Here is a 15,775-nt window from a genome sequence, read left to right as displayed (position 1 = left end):
GAGGCGTCGGCCCCATGACCATCGCCTGCCTACTCGCAAACACCCTCACCGCCGCATGCCGCGCAAACAGCCTGCCAGAACCAGAAGGCCTGACGGCGTGAACCTCTCTGCCGCCTCTCAAACCGGCGGCAGCCTACCTGCCTGCACCAACGCGCAACACTATTGGCGTTTTGCGGGCCGTGCCGCGCGTATGGTGATCGTGTCCATTGGTCATTCAGCGTCGAATGCCGCGCGCGCCCGCGCGTTGGTAGCCCGCGCGGCACAAACCGGCATGGCGTTGGATCAGCAATTCTGGGGCAAGGATGTGTCGCAGGATAAGTGCCGAACTCAGGTCAAGCAATTGAACGAGGCGGTGGATGTCTACGCTGTCTTGTTGCTGCCTGCCGCGCCTGCTCAAATCGATATTCTAAGTTTGCGCGGTGAGTTGCTGGGATACAAAGACCTCATTCGCCCAGGCGCATGGCATCTGCCCGGACCGGTCCGGCCGGGCGAAATCGATTGCGTACTGAACAGCGCGACTGCGGCGCATCAGGCCCATGGAATTGCCATGGGGCTAAAAGATGCTCAGATCGCGAGATAGCCAATCCCGGCAAATGCAATGATGCATCCAAGCCATTGAGATGTAGACATTCTCTCTCGCAAGATTGCCCAGGCCAATACAACCGTCAACAATCCGAAGATCGAGGCTGCAATGGACGCGTATTGGGCATTAGGCAACCCACCAGCAGACACGACGCACAGAATTGCCACCGCATCGAGCGCGCCCATCAGGCACAAAAGGGGTAGGGCCCGCACGCCTGGCCAAAGCGACTTGCGGGATGCAAGGGCGATTACAGCCAGCGCAGGGATCGCAGTTAGTCGACCAATCAGCGAAACGGTGAACTCATTGCCCAGTTCGGCTGCATACTGTCCCAAAGCGAATGTCGCAGCAAACCCAATTGCCGCAAGAATGGAAAAGGCAATTGTCGGCCCCGCTGAAGGATATTCCGCGCCGTCATCGTCGGATCGTGTTGAGACAATGGACACGCCGACACCAATGGCGATGATCGCCAGCCAATGCCATATGCTGACTTCGAAACCGCGCCATATTGCAAGCGTGACTGACAATACGGGATAGCTGGCGACAAGCGGGGCGACCAGACGTACGGGTCCGCGCTGAAATGCAGCATACATGCTGAGGCCAGCCAGCAGGTAAAAGCCACCCGACGCAACCGCATAGGACACCGCCTCGACGGGCATGGGGGCAAACCCGGACCAGATCGCCATAAGTCCGAACTGAAGCACGGCCCCGGCAATCAGTACGGCCATCAACGCTGCGATGACGCTCACGGACTGGCTGACATATCGCACGGCGAGATCGTGAAAACCCCAGCACAATGCGGCCAGCAGACCCAGTGCAAGGGCGCTCATCCGGTCGCCCCATGTATCTGGCCAAGTCCGGACATTCCGTGCCCACCTTTCGATATCAACCGCGCCAACATGTCACTGGTGATAAACTTATTTTCCTGTTATGCAATATTTATTGGCGGCTACAATTCGGAGAAGAGACGTTTGTCATCGGCTTTGGATCAAATCGGCGGTGAAGATCGGCTTCGGGCTCTGGTCGAACGGTTCTACGACCGCATGGAGACCGATCCGGCCGTACATTCATTGCACAGGTTGCATTTTCGCGGACACGGGTTGTCTCATACCAGACAGGCACAATTTGAGTTTCTGAGCGGGTTCCTGGGCGGTCGGGCGTATTATCGTGAGCGATTTGGTCATATGGACCTGCGTGAAATTCATGCGCATGTGCCGATACGCGAGGCCGATGCCGAGCTTTGGCTGGATACGTTTGACGCCGCGTTGGCGGATTGCGGAATGGACGGTCCGGTGGTGGACAAAATGCGCAGAACTCTGCGCCGTGCGGCATTGATGCTGGTCAACGATGTCCCAGACTGGAGAGTTGAAGCCGACAGCGGAAAGAACCTTGAGGTTCATGGCTGATTAGATCTGTCGCAGTCTGGTATAGATGCTGGACGTGATCTTGAATTGTTCCTCGGCAATAGTGTCGCTGTCAGTGACCATCTCCTGCACCGCATCTGCGCATCCAAGCCAATCCACGGCGCATTGATGATTTGCCGGATCGGTCATCCACGATCGGATCGTGCCCTGAACAAGTTCGGGGTGAAACTGCACGCCCCAGGCGCGATCTGAGACCCGCAAAGCCTGTACAGCGCAGGCATCAGATTGCGCCAGAACCGATGAGTTGGGCGGTAGGTCGATGGCTTCAACCCCATGCCACTGTAGCACCCGGAATTGATGGGGCAGGGGCCCGAACAGCGGATCACTGCGCGCGTTGTCAGTCAGATTGATGGAGAGCACACCGATCTCAGGCTTTTGCATAGGTGCACATTTCCCTCCTAACGCATCAACCAGAAGTTGGTGGCCCAGACATATCCCAAAGTAAGGACGCTTGAGGTCTTGAATCCACGTCCTGATCGCTTGTTTTTCGGGCACGAGCCACGGATGCGCCTCGGTTTCCCAGACGTCCATCGGGCCGCCCAGAACCAGAAGCAAATCAAAATCGTCGAGTTGCGGGATTGGTTGGCCATCATACAGATGCACGACTTTGGCCGCATCACCGCATGATGAAATGTGTTCCAAAAACGCTCCGGGATTTTCGCCTGACGAATGCTGGAAAATCAGAACGTTCACGACGTGCAGGTCTCCGTCTGATCGAAGGGGTTGGGGCGGCAGGTTCTCTGCAGCCCCTGATTTGTTCAGATATCGAGCGTGTGGTCCTTTTCCCATCTTGAGAAATGGCTGACGAACGAGTTCCATTCCTGATGCTTCATCTTCAGAAACGCGCTTGAGAATTCCTGACCCATCATGGCTTTCAACTCGGTATCGTTGTCATATTCGCGCAACCCGTCGAGCATGTTCAGCGGTAGTTTGGGGGCGTCGGTGACGGTGTGGCCTTCGGCATACATGTCGATGTCCCAGCGACGTCCCGGATCGGCTTTTGAGCGAATGCCGGACAATCCAGCGGCGATGATGACCGCCTGCAGCAGATAGGGGTTGGTGGCGCCGTCGGCCAGGCGCAGTTCGAACCGGCCCGGGCCGGGCACTCGGACCATGTGGGTGCGGTTGTTGCCGGTCCAGGTCACGGTATTAGGGGCCCAGGTCGCGCCCGACATGGTGCGCGGTGCGTTGATACGCTTATAGCTGTTCACCGTCGGGTTGGTGATCGCCGCCAGCGCGCTGGCATGTTTCATGATCCCGCCCAGGAAATACTTGCCCTGTTCGCCGAGTCCCACCTCGCCGGTCGGACCGTCGCCTTCGCCGGCGAAGACGTTGGTTTTGGCGTCCGCTCCGGGTGCATCCCAGACCGAGATATGAGCATGGCAGCCATTACCGGTCAGCCCTTCGACAGGCTTGGGCATGAAGGTGGCGCGGAACCCGTGCTTCTCGGCTACAGATTTGGTCATGAACTTGAAGAACGAATGCTTGTCGGCGGTGCGCAGAACATCGTCAAATTCCCAGTTCATCTCGAACTGGCCGTTGGCGTCCTCGTGGTCGTTCTGGTACGGCCCCCAGCCGAGATCGAGCATGTAATCGCAGATCTCGCGCACCACGTCATAGCGGCGCATCACCGCCTGCTGGTCATAACAGGGCTTCTCAGCCGTATCGAACGGATCGCTGATCTGCTCGCCATCTGGGGTCAGCAGGAAGAATTCAGCCTCGATGCCGGTTTTGACATGCATCCCCATCTCGGCGGCCTCGCCAATCAGGCGGCGCAGAACATTGCGCGGGGCCTGGGCAACATCCTTGCCTTCCATCACGCAGTTACCTGCAACCCAGGCGACCTCGGGCTTCCATGGAAGTTGGATCACTGATGACGGGTCCGGCACCGCCAGCATGTCAGGATGCGCGGGAGTCATATCCAGCCAGGTGGCAAACCCGGCAAAGCCTGCGCCGTCTTCCTGCATCTCGGCAATCGCCTGCGCGGGCACCAGCTTGGCCCGCTGCCCACCGAACAGGTCGGTGAACGAGATCATGAAGTATTTGACGCCTTTTTCTTTTGCGAAAGCTGCGAGATCTGTCGTCACGATGGCTTTCCTTTCCCTGTTGTTTATTTTTTTCAAAGCAAAAACGCGGCCCCCGTCAGGGAGCCGCGCAGCATCGGTTCAGAACCCTTCCTTGCCCGGGTACCAGCTTGTCCCAGCCAACGGGACACGTGCCATCGCGGCGGCCTCCATGGTCAGAGCACACAAATCCTCGGGTTCAAGGTTATGGAGGTGATTATGACCACAGGCCCGCGCAATGGTCTGCGCCTCAAGCGTCATCACCTTGAGATAGTTGCGCAGACGGCGTCCGGCCTCGACCGGGTTCAGACGGGCGGCCAGATCGGGATCCTGCGTGGTGATACCCGCGGGGTCTTGGCCTTCGTGCCAGTCGTCATAAGCCCCTGTGGTGGTGCCGAGCTTTTGGTACTCGGATTCCCATTTTGGGTCGTTGTCGCCAAGCGCCACCAGCGCGGCGGTACCAATGGCTACCGCGTCGGCGCCAAGGGCCATTGCCTTTGCCACATCGGCCCCGGTGCGAATGCCGCCCGAGATCACAAGTTGCACCTCGCGATGCACGCCCAAATCCTGCAGCGCCTGCACGGCGGGACGAATGCAGGACAGCGTCGGCAGCCCCACATGCTCGATGAAAACGTCTTGCGTCGCGGCAGTGCCGCCCTGCATGCCGTCCATCACCACCACATCGGCCCCGGCCTTTACCGCCAGTGCGGTGTCATAATAGGGGCGGGTCGCACCAACCTTGACATAGATGGGCACCTGCCAGCCGGTAATCTCGCGCAGTTCGAGGATCTTGATTTCCAGATCGTCTGGGCCAGTCCAGTCGGGATGGCGACAGGCCGAGCGCTGGTCGATGCCTTTGGGCAGGGTCCGCATTTCTGCGACGCGGTCGCTGATCTTCTGACCCAGCAACATACCACCTCCGCCGGGTTTTGCGCCCTGACCAACAACGACCTCAATCGCGTCGGCCTTGCGCAGATCATCCGGGTTCATGCCGTAGCGCGAAGGCAAATACTGATAGACCAGTTTGCTTGAATGGCCGCGCTCTTCGGGGGTCATGCCACCGTCGCCGGTCGTGGTTGACGTGCCCGCTGCCGAAGCGCCTCGACCTAAGGCCTCTTTTGCCGGGCCAGACAGCGCCCCAAAACTCATACCCGCAATGGTGATCGGAATGTCCAGCTCAATCGGCTTTTTGGCAAAGCGCGTGCCCAACGTCACCGAGGTGTCGCAGCGTTCGCGGTAACCTTCGAGAGGATAGCGACTGATGCTGGCGCCCAGAAACAACAGATCATCGAAATGCGGCACCTTGCGTTTGGCTCCGCCACCACGAATATCATAGATACCTGTGGCCGCAGCGCGCCGGATCTCTGCATTGATCGGGTTGGTGAAGGTCGCCGACTGAATCGGCAGGGTGCGGGGGATCTGATCGTCCATGTCTTTCATACCCTTCTTCCTCAGTAAGCAGCGGCGTTGTCGACGTCGAAGTTATAAAGCTGACGGGCGGACCCGTAGCGTTTGAACTCTTTTGGATGGGCATTCGCGCCCGCGCGGTCCAGTAGGTCCCTAAGGATTTCCAGATGCTCGGGACGCATCTCTTTCTCGATGCAATCGGCGCCCAGGCTTTTGACCGAGCCGCGCACGAATAGCTGCGCCTCGTAAAGCGAGTCTCCCAGTGCATCGCCTGCATCACCGCAGACCACAAGATTACCGGCCTGCGCCATAAAGGCCGACATATGGCCGATATTGCCATGCACCACGATATCGATCCCCTTCATCGAGATTCCGCAGCGCGAACTTGCATTGCCCTTGATCACCAGCAAACCGCCGTGGCCCGTGGCGCCGGCGTATTGGCTGGCGTCGCCTTCGACTACGACCTGACCGGACATCATGTTCTCGGCCACGCCGGGCCCAACCGAGCCTTCGACCTTGACCGTCGCCTGCTGGTTCATTCCCGCGCAGTAATAGCCGGTTGACCCCTTGACCGTCACCTCGATGGGCGCGTCTAGCCCGACCGCGATGGCGTGGCTGCCCTTCGGGTTCACCACCTGCCAGTTGGTCTGGTTGGTCTCTTTGCTTTGCTCCTGCAGCGTCGCGTTCAACCCACGCAGGCCGTCTGCTTCAAGATCATAGGTTTGCATGTCATGCGGCCTTTTCGTTGGTCGTGGGGCTGTCATTGTGGGACCAGAAATAAACCGTTGCTGGCTCTGGCTCCCAAACGCGGGCCTCGTCGATACCCGGCAGGTTCACCAGCGCCCGGTATTCGCTGCCAAAGGCCACATATTGATCGGTTTCGGCCATCACCGCAGGCTTACAGGCGATCGGATCGCGGACCACGCCGAACCCGTCTTTGGTGCCGACCACAAAGGTAAAGAACCCATCTAGGTCTTCGAGGCTGCTTTCCAGCGCCTCGCCCAGACTGGCCCCGTTCATCATCTTCCAGGTCAGATAGGCGGCTCCGACCTCGGTATCATTCTCGGTTTGGATCACCACACCTTCACGGCGCAACTTGCGGCGCAGCGAATTGTGGTTCGACAACGAGCCGTTGTGAACCAGACACTGATCTGGTCCAGTGTTGAACGGGTGTGCACCCATCGTCGTGACGGCAGACTCTGTCGCCATGCGAGTGTGGCCAATGCCATGTGTGCCGCTCATGCTGCTGATGTCAAAGCGCGCGGCCACGTCCTTGGGCAGGCCGACCTCTTTGTAGATCTCCAGCATTTCGCCCCGGCTCATGATCCGGACTGAAGGCCGGATTTCCGCCAACGCGGCCCGTGCCGCTTCAAACTGCCCTGCTGGAATGTCCAGAACGGTGTGCGTGTCGTTGTCAGTCTGTGTGATCGTGACATTCAAGCGTCGTTCCAAGTCGTCGGCCAACCCGGCAAAATCTTCGCCGGGGTTAGGCGATTGCAGCGTCATCTTGGTGTGGCCATTTGATTCATCACCATAAATCGCGATCCCCGCACTATCCGGGCCGCGATCAGTCATGGTGACCAACATGTCTGTCAGCATATTGCCCAACTGTGGCGCAAGCGACCGGTCTTTCAGGAATAATCCAACAATTCCGCACATAGCTGGCAATTCTCCTTGTGTGTTTCGTCCTGATTCGAGGGTATCAACAAATCCAGCGAGTATCAATAATCACAGGAAAATAATTTTCCTGATAGGCAATGGGCGCAAACTCAGATTTACGCCCATCACCAGTATTCAAAGGTGGATTAGTATCGTTCCAGCTGTGCCTTCACCTTCTCTTCGTCACCGGTATGACGAGCCTTCTCAAGGTGCTCACCTTCCCGGACAAACTGGATGCGATGCCAACCGATCCAGAATGCGACGCCCACGATGACCATCAGGACTTCGTAACCTTGGAAGGGATAGATTGGTCCGACTTCGGCCAAATCTACGGCCCAACTTGTATATCCGTTAGTAGACATATTTTTCTCCCTTACTTAGCTGCTACGCCACGGGCAGCCAGTTCTTCCTTGTCGGCTGCAATAATCGCGGCTTTGGCGTCTTCGTAGGCATGGTGTTCAGCGTAATCGAGACCCTGAAGTTCAACTTCTTCCGGGATGCGCAGAACACCAGCGGCTGCTTGAATTTTCGCCAGGATCCAACCTGGTAAGAAGCCAAGAACAAAGAACATGATGACCGCGCCGGTGATTTGGCCGACCGGGTTGATCGTTGCATAGCCTTCATATGGCGAAGAAGGTACGCCCCACAGGACAAAGCCGGAAATCACCAGGCCAACGAACCCTGCATAGCCATGCACGGCAACGGCACCAACGGCATCATCCAACTTGAACCGACGCTCGACCCAATAGTGCAGCTTGTATACGATCACGACACCGATCGCGGCAATGATCATTGCTTGGATCGGGTGATATAGATCGTTACCCGCAGATGCAGTGATAATACCGGCCAGTCCGCCCGAGAACGTCCAAAACGCGTCACCTTTGGAAATGACATACGCTGCCATCAACCCGCCAGACAGAGACATCAGGAAGTTGAAGGTAATCGCGGAAAGTGTGGTCGGCGCCAGATAGATGTTGGTCGCGGTCCACGTGACGCCCGTTATCTGACCGTCAATTGCTTCCGGAGATATCGCCGGAACATTACATGCAGCATAGAAGCCCCAGAAACCTGTGTAGATCAGGAATATCCCGATGGTCAGTAGCCAAGGGTTATGCGGCGGAATATCCCGCGGCGTACCGTCTTTGGCAAATTTGCCTAGGCGGGGACCCAGAACCATGATCACCCCAAGTGCGTAACCGCCTGCGATTGCGTGAATAACCCCGGAAGCGTAAGCATCGTGGTACCCAAGAACGCGCACCATCCAACCGCCGTAGTGCCAACCCCACGCGGCGTCGATGATCCACCAGACTGAACCAATCATCACGGCATGGACCCACAAGGCCGAAGATCTAATCCGCTCGATCACAGAGCCAGATACAATCGAGGCTGCCGTCCACGAGAACAGCAGGAATGCCGCCCAGAAGACGCCGGTGATTCTGTCACCCAGATTGGTCGCCATGGTGTCGGCCCATGGTAGATTTGCAGCGCCCGCTTCGGTATCCAAACCACCCCAGAACGGAAAGTTTGGAAAGGCCCAGTAAATCCACCATCCAAAGAAGAAGAACGTGACCGTCACCAGCGGGATGATCATGATGTTTTTCATCAATGTGTGCATATGGTTACGAGCCCGGCTGGCGCCGACCTCGTACATGCAAAAGCCCACATGGATGAGGAACATGAAAACGACCGTTACCCAGTAGTAGAACTCGGTAAAGACCGTCGTGAGTGCATTTAGATTACCATCCACTTCGTAGTCTCCCTGTTGTTGCAGCAGGAGGTCTTTCTGCGAAGAATTTCCTGCTGGGAATAATTATGCACTCAGGGGACAATTTCATTCGCGACCTGTCAATAGATATGTGGGGCAAACATCTTTGAGGCCAGTAATTCGCGCAGGATTTTTGACGCCGATCAAATGGCTATAGCGTTGATAAATAAGTACTTATATAACTATCGCGCACCCCGCCCAGGGTGCGAAAATTGCAGGCAAATATTCCCAACAGGAAAAAAATCTGCACAGAGGTGTTGATTTTCGATCCGACTTCGGCCTCAATATGGCCAACAAAAAGCAATCAACGGGAGAGCTGAACAATGGCCATTCTTTGGAGGACGTCCGCCCTTGCGCAGCGCCATGCCGAGATCGGCGGCGAGCTGGAAGACTGGAACGGTATGGGAACCGCGTGGTTCTATGACCACAGCCCGGAACGCGCCAAAGCAGATTACGAGGCGATCCGCACCAAGGCAGGGCTGATGGATGTGTCAGGTCTGAAGAAGGTTCATGTGGTCGGCGAAGATGCGGCTTATGTCATTGACCGTGTCACGACGCGGAATGTGGAAAAAATCATGCCGGGCCGGTCGACCTACGCGTCGATCCTGAATTCCGAAGGCAAATTTGTCGACGATTGCATCATCTACCGCCTGTCGGTGAACACCTGGCTTGTCGTGCACGGCACCGGGACAGGGATGGAACAGCTGACATCGGTGGCCGCCGGTAAGAATTGTTCGGTCATTTTTGACGACGACATGCACGACATGTCGTTGCAGGGTCCCGTGGCGGTGGATTTCCTGGCCAAACACGTTCCGGGTATTCGGGATCTGGCCTATTTTGGCATCATGCAGACCAAGCTCTATGGCTGCCCTGTGATGATTTCGCGGACCGGTTATACCGGCGAGCGCGGGTATGAGATTTTCTGCCAGGCCAAGCACGCTGTGCATCTGTGGGACAACATCCTTGCCGAAGGCAAGGACATGGGCATTGTTCCGGTCCAGTTCTCGACGCTCGATTTGCTGCGCACCGAAAGCTACCTGCTGTTTTATCCTGGGGACAACTCGGAAACCTATCCATTCGATGACGAAACCTGCGGCGATACCCTATGGGAACTGGGTCTGGAATTCACAGTTTCACCAGGCAAGACCGGATTTATCGGCGCCGAGAACCACTATGCCTCGCAAGGCAAAGAACGGTTCAAGATCTATGGTGTCAAACTGGATGGCACCACCCCGGCGGATGAGGGTGCTGACCTGCTGCAGAACGGCGAAAAGGTCGGTGTTGTCACCTTCGGTATGTATTCCGAAATCAATGGGCACAATGTGGGTATCGCGCGGATGCCGGTCGCCTGTGCCTCGCCCGGCACCGAGCTGACAGTGCGCAACGGCGATGGGACAGAAATAGCGGCGACTGCGGAAGAGATGCCGTTCTACGATCAGGACAAATCGATCAGAACCGCAAAGGGCTGAGTTTCAGGGGGCGCAACGGACACACCGTGGCGCCCTTTTCCTGTTTGAGGGCACAATGTCAAAGTTCGAATTTCCCAAGTCAATCGCAAGCCGCCCGGTCTGGGGTACGCTAGAGGTTCGCTCAGGTGAACATCATCTTATGATCGCCGAGGCCGAAGGGGCCGAAGCCATCATTGACATAGCGACACCCGATCTGATGGCTAAAGCCCATTTGATCTATATCCCAAAAGGCACGGATTTTTCAGAACGGCTGCAGGCGCTGAATCCTGCGCAATTCTACGAAGGCCCGTCTTATGCAGCCGCGCTGCACCGCATTCGCCGCGTGTTAGAGGACGCGCATATGGGATTGCAGGTCTATCTGACCGGCACCGAGGGGATGATGGGGCAGGCCATGAACGAGGTGATGGCCGTCGGTCTTCCGCATACTGCGATTCAGACCGAACATCGCGGCTCGGTCGCGCGCCGGATGCAATGTGTGCACTGCAAAGGCATCACCGAAGATGTCGAGGTCGATCCGTTTGTCTGCGCGCACTGTGGGCTCAACCTGTTTGTGCGCGACCACTATTCCCGCCGCCTTGCCGCCTATCAGGGCGTCCGTGTTGACGCCGAGGACCATGGTAACGTGCCCGAGCCGAAGGGGATCTACGAATGAGCGGTGCCGAGAAAATTCAGGTCAAAGTGACCGAAATCACCCCGCTGAACGAATTAGTGACGCGATTCCGGTTCGAACGCGTTGATGGCGGGCAATTGCCCACCTTTTCAGGCGGAGCGCATACTGTTGTCGAAATGCAGGACGGTGGTATCACGCGGCTTAACCCGTATTCCCTGATGTCCGACCCGTTTGATCAGTCGTCTTATACGATCTCGGTTCGGCGCGACGATCAGGGCAGGGGTGGCTCGTTGTTCATGCACCGTCAGGTCAAACTGGGCGATGAGATGACCATCAGCTATCCGGTCAACCTGTTCTCGCTTGACCTGCGGGCCCGCAAGCACCTGTTTCTGGCAGGTGGCATCGGTATCACCCCGTTTCTGGCGCAGATCAAACAGCTAGAACTTCTGCACGGTCATTGGGAACTGCATTATGCGTGCCGTAACAATGCGTTGGCATCTTATGCCGATCAACTGACAGACAGGCATCCAAACGAAACACATCTGTACTATGACGACCAAAATCAGCAGATCGATCTGAAAAATCTGCTGAGCGGGCAGCCTTTGGGCACGCATGTCTATGTCTGCGGCCCCAAAGGCATGATCGATTGGGTGCGCGGAACTGCTGCCGCCGAAGGCTGGCCCGAGGATTGCGTGCATTACGAAGAGTTTCTGGCACCGCAGCCCGGCAAACCGTTCGAAGTGCGCTTGGCAACATCGGACAAAGTCATTCACGTGGGTGAGAACGAAAGCCTGCTGGAAGCCATCGAACGCGAAGGCGTGGATGCGCCGTATCTGTGCCGTGGCGGGGCCTGTGGTCAATGCGAAACCGTTGTTCTGGATCACGACGGGAACTTTGTTCATCGCGATCATTGGCTGACTGACGAAGAAAAAGCCGCAGGCAAGAAGATCATGCCCTGCGTATCGCGTTTCGAGGGCCAGTCCCTCGTGCTGGACCGCTGAGAGGAGGCCCACATGACCATTCAATTCAACGATGAGTCCTTCCGCGACGAATATACGTTCCACAACTCGGAATGGGCGATCAAACGCTTTCCTTTCCCGTTTCACGAAGACAGCTACATGTATTCGGTCAACATGGAGCAGCACCGAGGCGGACCCGAGGGCTCGGTCTATGAAATGCGGTTCGATGTAGACGAACACTATGTATCCGAGATGAAAGACCGGGCCATCGTTCTGGATCAGGACCCTCTACGTTGTCAGTCACTGCCGCATATGACCTTGGCCGGTTGGGACCTACTCGAGCTGATCATGGTCAGCAAGTCAGAGGATTATCCAGACCTGTTCGAGCTGCACCGCAACGGCAATCAGTGGCGCTGGATCAACAAGCCGCTAGGCATTGATCACAGTTTCACCTTCATGGACGAAACCACCCTGCCATACGGTCCGATGGAGTACATCACGCGTCAGGCGCAGGGCGACTTCGCTGTGCTTGATCAGCGGGATGAGATGTTGTGGATGGACGCGGGGATGGTAACGACCCAGGCAGACTGGAGCCTGGATTTCGACATCGGCATGAACTTTTTCGAATGGCATGCGCCAGTTCCGAAAGCCCATGAGATGGGAATTTTCAAGCGCGCGCTGAAATTCCTGCTGAACATTCAGCAAGGGGCTCCGGCGCGGCGTCTGAACTGGACGATGACGGTGAATCCGTTGCTAGATACCAGCCCGGAAAACTATCACAAATGGGGTATTCAGAAGACAACGTTGACGCCTGAGAACATCGCTCACAAGCAGCATTTGCGGGTTGAGTTGCAAACCTTCTTCCGGTTGCCGCGGTCAAACGCGCTGGTGTTTCCGATCCGCTGTTATCTGTGCAGTTTTCAGGATCTGATGACTGTACCGAAATGGGGTCGCCGTCTGCACCGTGTAATCCGCGATCTTCCGGTTGAATTGGCCACCTACAAAGGGTTTATCGACAACCGTCCAATGATGCTGGACTACCTCAGCCAATTTGACGACGGTCTTCCAACCTCACCGGGTGTATGGCCGGATCTGGAAACGGAACCGCCCTTGTCAAAGTAGGTGGATGTCGGGATGGGTCGTGGCTGATCAGGACAGAACGATTTGGCAGCTAGGGGATGATGCCTTAGCGTTCTACGACGTGCTCGCGCTGCTGCGCACGTCGTTCCAATACATGGACGGCAGGATAGATCCGCCATCCTCGATTCATCGGCTTACCGTCGAAGCTATGAAGGCCCATTGCCAAACTGGGGGTGAGATCTGGGCTGTTGGCCGTCCGCTTTTTGGGTGCATTTTCCTTACACCAAAGCCGGATTGCCTTTACCTGGGAAAGCTGGCGGTGCGGGAACAGATGCGCGGGCAGGGCGTTTGCCGAGCGTTAATCGATCATGCGGAGCGCCGCGCGGCGGCCATTGGTTTGACTGAGCTTGAATTAGAAACTCGCATCGAACTTACCGAGAACCATCGCGTTTTTTCCCGGCTCGGATTTACGATAGTAAGTACCGGAAGCCACGAGGGTTACGATAAACCCACAGATTTCTTGTTGCGCAAACAGATCAGTTTGTCTGCGGATAGCTGATCACCGAAATGTAACGTGCCGGCAGGCTGACCAGCCGTTCAGGGCCGTGCGGAGCATCCGCGTCGAAGAACAGCGTATCGCCGGGCTTTAACGGATAAATTTTATCGCCGTGGCGATAATCGACGGCGCCCTCCAGCATATAGATCGTTTCAATCCCGCCGTGTTGGAACGTCGGGAAGACGTCAGATTGCTCCGTCAGCGTAATCAGATAGGGCTCGACTATCACACCTGATCCGTTGGCTCCAATATGCCCCAGCAAATTGTACTGGTGATTGGCGCGCGTTCCTTCACGTTCCAGTTCCACACCTTCGCCAGCCTTGGTGTGCACAGCTTCCCGCCGTTCCTCGAATTGGCGGAAAAAACTGGTCAGAGGTACGGACAAGGCGTCTGCCAGCAATTGCAAAGTGGTCAACGAGGGCGATGTATTGCCGTTCTCAATTTTTGACAGCATACCGATAGATAGGCCGGTCAATTGTGCAAGTTCCGCGACGGTGATGTTTTGCTGTTTGCGAAAGGCACGGACCTCACGGCCGATGGCAACTTCGAGCACTTTTTCACGTTCACCTGTTCGAACAGAGTGTGGGTCCTGTGTCAGATTTGCCGTCATTTCCACTTCGCGTTTCTTCAATGTCTCGCTTTCAATGCCTTGCTATACTGGTCCAAATCAGGTGCGCAAGCAGCAGCGCTGCAATGCCCGGTTCTATTCGGGCTATCATAGCACTTAATATTCCTGATAGTAAAATAATCATGCTGGCAGAAAAAAGATCAAGATTAGGTTTCTGTTGTTTGATCGATTTGCGATGGTCTGTCTGGCTCCCAATCAATCGATATTCTGTTCCTGCTCAGCAGCCCGACTTCGATGTTTCGGAATCCGACTCAGGGTAACGGTGCGTTGCGCATGTTGGTGGGTTACGGAATCATTCTGGGTGGGATCAACGCAGGCGTGTTTCCGTTGGTTCACTCGGGCCTTATGAAGGGTTAGCCGCGGGAAACGGCGCCGTCCGCAATCGTCTGCACAGCGAAACCGCCGGATCCGCGGCGGCAATCGCCGCAGTAAAGATGGCTGCGGCGCTATCCCTCAGATCAGTTGAGGATTGCCTGGTCATAGTGCGCTCATGCGGCAGCGATCTGACCCGCCTTTTCGACCAATACTTCCGCCTGACGGATCGAGGCATAGTCAATCAGGCGACCATCCAAAGACACCGCGCCTTTGCCGGACGCTTCGGCCTCGGCCATAGCCACAAGAATGCGCTGAGCCTTGTTCACTTCGGCATCCGAGGGTGACATGACCTCGTTCGCCAGCGCAATCTGGCTGGGGTGAATGGCCCATTTTCCTTCGCAGCCCAGAACCGCTGCGCGTTTGGCTGCGGCGCGATAACCGTCCGGATCCTGAAAATCGCCAAAAGGTCCGTCAATGGGACGAAGGCCATTTGCGCGGGCGGCAACCACCATGCGCGCCAGCGCGTAGTGCCACATATCGCCCCAATGGGTCAGTCGACCGCCATCGACGTCTGCGTCCGTCAGAACGGAGTAATCTGGATTCACGCCACCAATGATCGTTGTTCGCGCACGGGTTGAGGCCGCGTAATCCGCAACACCAAAATGTAGGCTTTCATTGCGTTTGGATGCGGCAGCGATCTCGGTGACATTCTGCATACCAAGAGCGGTTTCGATGATGTGCTCGAACCCGATCCGCTTGTTGTATCCTTTGGCGTCCTCGATCTGGGTCACCAACATGTCGACAGCGTAAACATCAGCGGCGGTCCCAACCTTCGGGATCATGATCAGATCTAGGCGTTCTCCAGCCTGTTCGACGACGTCCACAACATCGCGGTACATATAGTGCGTATCAAGCCCGTTGATCCGCACAGACATTGTCTTGGCACCCCAGTCGATATCGTTCAGCGCCTCAATGATGTTCTTGCGGGCCTGCTCTTTTTCGTCAGGTGCTACGGCATCTTCGAGATCAAGGAAAATGACATCCACGTCCGACTGCGCGGCCTTTTCGAACATGCCGGGCTGGCTGCCCGGTACGGCCAATTCGCTGCGGTTCAACCGTGCAGGGGCTTGGTCAATGGAATGAAAGCTCATGGGTTTGGGTCCTTCGTCTTACAGGTTTGGATAGATCGGGAATTTGGCGCAGAGGTCTGCGACTTCGGCTTTGACTTTGGCCTCGACCGCGGCGTTGCCGTCTTCGCCA

The 15,775-nt window shown here is 56.6% G+C and carries 17 protein-coding genes and 1 pseudogene; 8 read left to right on the top strand and 10 right to left on the bottom strand.

The window, feature by feature from the left end; translation table 11 throughout:
- Both ACR0EL_RS21160 and ACR0EL_RS21155 read left to right on the top strand, forming a co-directional pair.
- A pseudogene (locus tag ACR0EL_RS21160) lies at positions 1 to 101 on the top strand (bifunctional methylenetetrahydrofolate dehydrogenase/methenyltetrahydrofolate cyclohydrolase); the annotation flags it as partial.
- Positions 98 to 580 carry a hypothetical protein gene (locus tag ACR0EL_RS21155; protein ID WP_480502127.1) on the top strand — a complete coding sequence of 161 codons (483 nt, stop codon included), beginning with the start codon at positions 98 to 100 and terminating at the stop codon, positions 578 to 580. The pseudogene ACR0EL_RS21160 and the gene ACR0EL_RS21155, both read left to right, overlap by 4 nt.
- Here ACR0EL_RS21155 and ACR0EL_RS21150 read toward each other — a convergent pair.
- Entirely contained in the window at positions 565 to 1,410 is an 846-nt protein-coding gene (locus ACR0EL_RS21150) for an EamA family transporter (protein WP_480502125.1), read from the bottom strand. The two genes, ACR0EL_RS21155 and ACR0EL_RS21150, sit on opposite strands and share 16 nt — an antisense overlap.
- 141 nt (positions 1,411 to 1,551) lie before the next feature.
- Here ACR0EL_RS21150 and ACR0EL_RS21145 point away from each other — a divergent pair, with 141 nt between their 5' ends.
- Complete coding sequence (locus ACR0EL_RS21145; RefSeq protein WP_480502123.1) at positions 1,552 to 1,986, top strand: group II truncated hemoglobin; 435 nt, start codon at positions 1,552 to 1,554, stop codon at positions 1,984 to 1,986.
- Here ACR0EL_RS21145 and ACR0EL_RS21140 read toward each other — a convergent pair whose 3' ends face one another.
- From ACR0EL_RS21140 to ACR0EL_RS21110, 7 genes are all read right to left on the bottom strand, one after another.
- Positions 1,987 to 2,697: a type 1 glutamine amidotransferase gene (locus tag ACR0EL_RS21140; protein ID WP_480502121.1), complete on the bottom strand. Its 711-nt coding sequence runs from the start codon at positions 2,695 to 2,697 to the stop codon at positions 1,987 to 1,989.
- A 65-nt stretch (positions 2,698 to 2,762) separates the two neighbouring features.
- Positions 2,763 to 4,091, bottom strand: a complete 1,329-nt coding sequence (glnT, locus tag ACR0EL_RS21135; protein ID WP_170694319.1) for a type III glutamate--ammonia ligase — start codon at positions 4,089 to 4,091, stop codon at positions 2,763 to 2,765.
- A gap of 78 nt (positions 4,092 to 4,169) precedes the next feature.
- Positions 4,170 to 5,498 (bottom strand): FMN-binding glutamate synthase family protein, encoded by a 1,329-nt coding sequence (locus tag ACR0EL_RS21130; RefSeq protein ID WP_170694336.1) that lies wholly within the window; start codon positions 5,496 to 5,498, stop codon positions 4,170 to 4,172.
- A gap of 20 nt (positions 5,499 to 5,518) precedes the next feature.
- Positions 5,519 to 6,202: a protein GlxC gene (locus ACR0EL_RS21125; protein WP_480502119.1), complete on the bottom strand. Its 684-nt coding sequence runs from the start codon at positions 6,200 to 6,202 to the stop codon at positions 5,519 to 5,521.
- 1 nt (position 6,203) lies between these two features.
- Positions 6,204 to 7,133 (bottom strand): class II glutamine amidotransferase, encoded by a 930-nt coding sequence (locus tag ACR0EL_RS21120; RefSeq protein WP_480502117.1) that lies wholly within the window; start codon positions 7,131 to 7,133, stop codon positions 6,204 to 6,206.
- Positions 7,134 to 7,279: 146 nt separating this feature from the next.
- The gene (locus ACR0EL_RS21115; protein ID WP_353013989.1) at positions 7,280 to 7,495 is read right to left on the bottom strand and encodes a hypothetical protein; all 216 of its coding nucleotides are present in this window, start codon (positions 7,493 to 7,495) and stop codon (positions 7,280 to 7,282) included.
- Positions 7,496 to 7,506: 11 nt separating this feature from the next.
- Positions 7,507 to 8,880: an ammonium transporter gene (locus ACR0EL_RS21110; RefSeq protein WP_480502114.1), complete on the bottom strand. Its 1,374-nt coding sequence runs from the start codon at positions 8,878 to 8,880 to the stop codon at positions 7,507 to 7,509.
- A 341-nt stretch (positions 8,881 to 9,221) separates the two neighbouring features.
- Between ACR0EL_RS21110 and ACR0EL_RS21105 the strand changes: the two genes are divergently transcribed.
- From ACR0EL_RS21105 to ACR0EL_RS21085, 5 genes are read left to right on the top strand one after another with little or no spacing between them, the layout of a single operon-like run.
- Positions 9,222 to 10,367: an aminomethyl transferase family protein gene (locus ACR0EL_RS21105; RefSeq protein WP_480502112.1), complete on the top strand. Its 1,146-nt coding sequence runs from the start codon at positions 9,222 to 9,224 to the stop codon at positions 10,365 to 10,367.
- A 55-nt stretch (positions 10,368 to 10,422) separates the two neighbouring features.
- Complete coding sequence (locus ACR0EL_RS21100) at positions 10,423 to 11,019, top strand: dimethylamine monooxygenase subunit DmmA family protein (RefSeq protein WP_480502110.1); 597 nt, start codon at positions 10,423 to 10,425, stop codon at positions 11,017 to 11,019.
- Positions 11,016 to 11,978: a PDR/VanB family oxidoreductase gene (locus ACR0EL_RS21095; protein ID WP_353013981.1), complete on the top strand. Its 963-nt coding sequence runs from the start codon at positions 11,016 to 11,018 to the stop codon at positions 11,976 to 11,978. The genes ACR0EL_RS21100 and ACR0EL_RS21095 overlap by 4 nt, the downstream gene beginning before the upstream one ends.
- A gap of 12 nt (positions 11,979 to 11,990) precedes the next feature.
- Positions 11,991 to 13,058 carry a heme-dependent oxidative N-demethylase family protein gene (locus ACR0EL_RS21090; protein ID WP_480502107.1) on the top strand — a complete coding sequence of 356 codons (1,068 nt, stop codon included), beginning with the start codon at positions 11,991 to 11,993 and terminating at the stop codon, positions 13,056 to 13,058.
- A gap of 19 nt (positions 13,059 to 13,077) precedes the next feature.
- On the top strand, positions 13,078 to 13,575 hold the full coding sequence (locus tag ACR0EL_RS21085; RefSeq protein ID WP_480502105.1) for a GNAT family N-acetyltransferase: 498 nt from the start codon (positions 13,078 to 13,080) through the stop codon (positions 13,573 to 13,575).
- On the opposite strand, the gene ACR0EL_RS21080 is transcribed toward ACR0EL_RS21085, so the two are convergent.
- Together ACR0EL_RS21080 and ACR0EL_RS21075 are read right to left on the bottom strand one after the other, a co-directional pair.
- Positions 13,553 to 14,182, bottom strand: coding sequence for a helix-turn-helix domain-containing protein (locus tag ACR0EL_RS21080; protein WP_353013978.1), 630 nt, complete (start codon positions 14,180 to 14,182; stop codon positions 13,553 to 13,555). The genes ACR0EL_RS21085 and ACR0EL_RS21080 overlap by 23 nt on opposite strands.
- 506 nt (positions 14,183 to 14,688) lie before the next feature.
- Complete coding sequence (locus ACR0EL_RS21075; protein ID WP_480502103.1) at positions 14,689 to 15,666, bottom strand: HpcH/HpaI aldolase/citrate lyase family protein; 978 nt, start codon at positions 15,664 to 15,666, stop codon at positions 14,689 to 14,691.
- Positions 15,667 to 15,775 lie beyond the last annotated feature (109 nt).

The sequence above is a fragment of the Ruegeria sp. AH12 genome (assembly GCF_056541465.1).
This window is presented reverse-complemented; position numbering and strand designations above follow the sequence as displayed.

Coding starts and splice junctions, on each gene's coding strand:
- ACR0EL_RS21150 (WP_480502125.1), bottom strand. CDS start 1,410: ATGAGCGCCCTTGCACTGGGTCTGCTGGCCGCATTGTGCTGGGGTTTT.
- ACR0EL_RS21130 (WP_170694336.1), bottom strand. CDS start 5,498: ATGGACGATCAGATCCCCCGCACCCTGCCGATTCAGTCGGCGACCTTC.
- ACR0EL_RS21125 (WP_480502119.1), bottom strand. CDS start 6,202: ATGCAAACCTATGATCTTGAAGCAGACGGCCTGCGTGGGTTGAACGCG.
- ACR0EL_RS21120 (WP_480502117.1), bottom strand. CDS start 7,133: ATGTGCGGAATTGTTGGATTATTCCTGAAAGACCGGTCGCTTGCGCCA.
- ACR0EL_RS21115 (WP_353013989.1), bottom strand. CDS start 7,495: ATGTCTACTAACGGATATACAAGTTGGGCCGTAGATTTGGCCGAAGTC.
- ACR0EL_RS21105 (WP_480502112.1), top strand. CDS start 9,222: ATGGCCATTCTTTGGAGGACGTCCGCCCTTGCGCAGCGCCATGCCGAG.
- ACR0EL_RS21100 (WP_480502110.1), top strand. CDS start 10,423: ATGTCAAAGTTCGAATTTCCCAAGTCAATCGCAAGCCGCCCGGTCTGG.
- ACR0EL_RS21095 (WP_353013981.1), top strand. CDS start 11,016: ATGAGCGGTGCCGAGAAAATTCAGGTCAAAGTGACCGAAATCACCCCG.
- ACR0EL_RS21090 (WP_480502107.1), top strand. CDS start 11,991: ATGACCATTCAATTCAACGATGAGTCCTTCCGCGACGAATATACGTTC.
- ACR0EL_RS21080 (WP_353013978.1), bottom strand. CDS start 14,182: ATGACGGCAAATCTGACACAGGACCCACACTCTGTTCGAACAGGTGAA.
- ACR0EL_RS21075 (WP_480502103.1), bottom strand. CDS start 15,666: ATGAGCTTTCATTCCATTGACCAAGCCCCTGCACGGTTGAACCGCAGC.